Here is a 4476-nt window from a genome sequence, read left to right as displayed (position 1 = left end):
CCCACCAACTGGACCCCCACCCCACCCACACCCACCCCACCCACACCCACCGACCTCCCCACCTACCCCTTCCAACAACGCCGCTACTGGCTGGAGGACGCGGCAACCGACGCGGAGCCCGAGAGCCTCGGCCTGCACACCACGCACCACCCGCTGCTGACCGCCGCCACCACCCTGGCCGAGGCGGACACCCTCCTGCTGACCGGCCGCGTCTCCGTCCGCACGCATCCATGGCTCGCGGACCACGCCGTCGACGGGACGGTCCTGCTGCCCGGCACGGTCCCGCTGGAGCTGGCCCTCCAGGCGGGCCGGCTGCTCGGCGGCCCGGCCGTGGAGCAACTGACGCTCGGCACGCCCGTGGTGCTCACACCGGACGGCGGCGTCGACCTCCAGCTCACGGTCGAAGCCGCCGACGACGACGGCCGACGTGCGTTCACCCTGTACGCCCGGGACTACTACGACGCGGCCGACGACGAACCGCTGCTGCGCTCCTGGACGAGTCATGCCGCCGGCGTCCTCGCCGCCGCAGCCGCCGTGCCCGCCGCCCGCCCCGAGCAGCTCACCGTCTGGCCGCCGGCCGACGCGGTCCCCGTCGAGCCGGCCGAGCCGCTGGGCCGGCTCGGCGCGCTCGGCCATGAGCACGGCCCGGCCCTCCAGGGCCTGACCCGGCTGTGGCGGCACGGCGACACCGTGTACGCGGAGGTGTCCGCCCCGGAGGGGATCAGCGCCGACACCGGCCGCTACGGGCTGCACCCCGCCCTGCTCACCGCCGCGCTGCAACCGCTGCTGGCCGACGCCGACCAGGCAGTGCTGCCCGCCGAGTGGCACGGCGCGACCCTGCACGCCACCGGCGCGGGGACGCTGCGGGTCCGCATCTCCCGGGCCGCCCCAGAAGCCCGGAGCGCCCACAAGACCCGAAGCGCCCAGAAGACCCGAAGCGCCCGGAGCGACCAGGGCGGGGAAGCCTTCGCGGTCCTGCTCACCGATCCGACCGGGGCGCCGGTCGCCTCCGTCGCCTCCGTCGTGCTGCGGCCGGTGCCCGTACCGGACGCGGACCGCGCCGACCGGGCCCGGCACGACTGGCTGCTCGGGCTGGACTGGCCCGCGTACCAGCCGGAGCCGGCAGCCAGGGCCGCTGACACCGGAACGTTCGCCGCCTGGACCTCGGCGGAGGACGGCGTCACTCCGGCGGTGCGGGAAGCCGTCGGCGCCGCCGCGTACACGCCGTACGACCCGGCGGCATCGGAGGGGCCCGCCCCGGAGGCCGTGGTCGTCACGGCGGACTCCGCGACCGCACTGCTTCCGGTCCTGCGGACCTGGCTCGGTGAGGACCGGCCCGCCACGACCCGCGTGGTGGTGCTCACCCGGCACGCGGTCACCGCCCGCCCGGAGGATGTGCCGGATCTCGGCCCCGCCCCGGTGTGGGGGCTGGTCAGGGCGGCGCAGTCCGAGAACCCCGGCCGGATCATCCTGGTGGACCTCGACGACGAGGCGTCCTCGTGGCGCGCGCTGCCCGGCGCGCTGGCCTCCGGCGAACCCCAACTCGCACTCCGCGACGGCGAGATCCTGCTGCCCCGGCTCATCAGGTCCGTCCCCGAGTGGTCCGGTGACGCCCCGGTCCCGGCACCGGACGGAACCGTCGTCGTCTCCGGCGGCGGTGACCTGGCGGAGGCGGCGGCCGGCCACTTCGTGACCGTGCTCGGCGCCCGGCGGCTGCTGCTGCTGGGCCCGGACGAAGGCGCGGCGGACCGGCTGGCCGCCCTCGGTGCCGAGGTCGTGGTCGCGGACGGCGACGCGGCGGACCGGGACGCCGTCGCGGCGGCCCTGGCCGCGCTGCCCGCCGCCCACCCGCCGACCGCCGTGGTCCATGTGGCCGCCTCCGCGCCGGAGGCGGTGCTGCTCTCCACGCCCCCGGAGGACTTCACCGGTGCGCTGCGGACGGCAGGCGCCGCCGCCTGGAACCTCCATGAACTGACCCTGGGCGCCGACCTGGCGTCGTTCACCCTGCTGTCCCCCGACCCGTCCGCCGTGCTCGGCGGCGCCGGCCAGGCGACCCGGGCCGCCGTCGGCGCGTATCTCGACGCCCTGGCCCGGTTGCGGCGGTCGCTCGGGCTGCCGGCGGCCTCGCACGCCTGGGGGACCCGGGCGGGCGCGGGCGTCTCGGCGGCCCGGGGCCTGGTCCGCTTCGAAGCCGATCAGATCGCGTCCGTGCTGGATCTGGCGCTGCGTACGACCCGGGATGCCACGCTGGTACCGGCCAGGCTGAACCGGGCCGCGCTCTCGGCGCAGGCCGCCGCCGGGCTGCTGCCGCCGGTGCTGGGCTCGCTGATCCGCACGGTACGGGCGGCCGCCGACGGACCGGCCGGCGCGGCCGGCACCCTGGTCCAGGAGCTGGTGGGACGCTCGGAGGCCGACCAGCACCGGCTGCTGCTCGACCTGGTCGGCCGGCAGGTCGCCGAGGTGCTCGGGCACGCCGCCGGGGACACCGTCAACGCGTCGCGTGCCTTCAAGGACCTGGGCTTCGACTCGCTGACCGCCGTCGAGCTGCGCAACCGGCTGGGTACGGCGACGGGGCTGCGGCTGCCGACCACCCTGCTCTTCGACCATCCGTCACCCGGCGCGCTCGCGGACCATCTGCGGACGGCACTGGTCGGTACCGGCTCCGCCGCCACGGCCGGTCCGGGGCGCGCCCAGGTGCGCGACGGGGAGCCGATCGCCATCGTCTCGATGGCGTGCCGCTACCCGGGCGGGGTCCGCACCCCGGAGGACCTGTGGCGGCTGGTGGTCTCGGAGAGCGACGTCATCTCGCCGTTCCCCACCAACCGCGGCTGGGACCTCGACCGGCTGTTCGATCCCGACCCCGCGCACGCCGGGACGTCATACGCCCGGGAGGGCGGTTTCCTGCATGACGCCGACCAGTTCGACCCGGCCTTCTTCGGCATCAGTCCGCGCGAGGCCACCAGCATGGACCCGCAGCAGCGGCTGCTGCTGGAGAGCGCCTGGGAGGCGTTCGAGCGGGCGGGGATCGACCCGACGTCACTGCGCGGGTCGCGTACGGGTGTGTTCGCCGGCGTCGTCTACACGGACTACGGGTCGCGGGTGAAGCTCCCGGCCGACATGGAGGGCTACCTCGGCATCGGCAGCGCGGGCAGCATCGCGTCGGGCCGGATCGCGTACACCCTCGGCCTGGAGGGCCCGGCCGTCACCGTCGACACGGCGTGCTCGTCGTCGCTGGTGGCACTGCACCTCGCGGTGCAGTCACTGCGCCGGGGCGAATGCGATCTCGCGCTGGCCGGCGGGGCGACCGTCCTCGCCAATCCGGACATCTTCATCGGCTTCAGCCGACAGGGCGGTCTGGCCCGGGACGCCCGCTGCAAGGCGTTCGCCGCCGGTGCCGACGGCACGGCGTTCGGTGAAGGGGCCGGGCTGCTGCTGGTGGAACGGCTCTCCGACGCGCGGCGCAACGGGCACCGGGTCCTGGCCGTCGTCCGGGGCACGGCGATCAACCAGGACGGCGCCAGCAACGGCCTCACCGCCCCCAGCGGCCCCGCGCAGCAGCGGGTCATCCGCCAGGCGCTGGACGACGCCGGGCTCTCCCCCGCCGAGGTGGACGCCATGGAGGCGCACGGGACGGGTACGAAGCTGGGCGACCCGATCGAGGCACAGGCCGTCATCGCCACCTACGGGCAGGACCGCCCGGCCGAACGGCCGCTCTGGCTGGGCTCGCTGAAGTCCAACATCGGGCACACCCAGGCAGCGGCCGGGGTCGGCGGCATCATCAAGATGGTCCAGGCGATGCAGCACGGGCTGCTCCCGCGCACCCTGCACGTCGACGCGCCCTCGCCGCACGTCGACTGGGAGGCCGGCGCGGTCCGGCTGCTCACCGAGGCGCAGCCGTGGGAGCCGAACGGGCAGCCGCGCCGCGCGGGTGTCTCGGGCTTCGGCATGAGCGGGACCAACGCCCATGTGGTGCTGGAGGAGGCACCCGCCGACAGCCCGGTCCCGGAGCCCCGGCCGGACGCGTACGACAGCGGTGCGGGCCCGGTGTCCTGGCTGCTCTCCGGGCACAGCGCCGACGCGCTCGCTGAGCAGGCGGGCCGGCTGCGGCGGTACGCCGAGGAGCGGCCCGAGCTGGATGTGCGGGCGGTCGCGGACGTACTGGCGCGCGGCCGGGCGCAGCTCGACCACCGGGCCGTGGTCGTCTCCGACGACCGGGGGCAGCTGCTCGACTCGCTGGGCGCGCTGGAGCGGGGCGTGGCGAGCGCGGACGTCGTACGGGGAACGGTCGGGGAGACCGGTCGGACGGTGTTCGTGTTCCCGGGGCAGGGCTCGCAGTGGGAAGGCATGGCCCGCGACCTCCTCGCCACCTCACCCGTCTTCACCGAACACCTCACCGCCACCGCCGACGCCATCCAGACCCACACCGGCTGGAACCTCATCGACATCCTCCAAGGCACCCCCGGCACACCCCCCACC

General features: G+C 75.7%; 1 protein-coding gene. It reads left to right on the top strand.

What is annotated here, in order from left to right; genetic code table 11:
• The coding region (locus ACIQGZ_RS29530; protein WP_402607806.1) for a beta-ketoacyl synthase N-terminal-like domain-containing protein at nt 1-4476 on the top strand (4476 nt) is incomplete at both ends.

The sequence above is a fragment of the Streptomyces sp. NPDC092296 genome (assembly GCF_044755465.1).
Classification (GTDB): domain Bacteria; phylum Actinomycetota; class Actinomycetes; order Streptomycetales; family Streptomycetaceae; genus Peterkaempfera.
The sequence above is the reverse complement of the archived record's forward strand: the minus strand, read 5'-3'. Positions and strand labels throughout refer to the sequence as shown.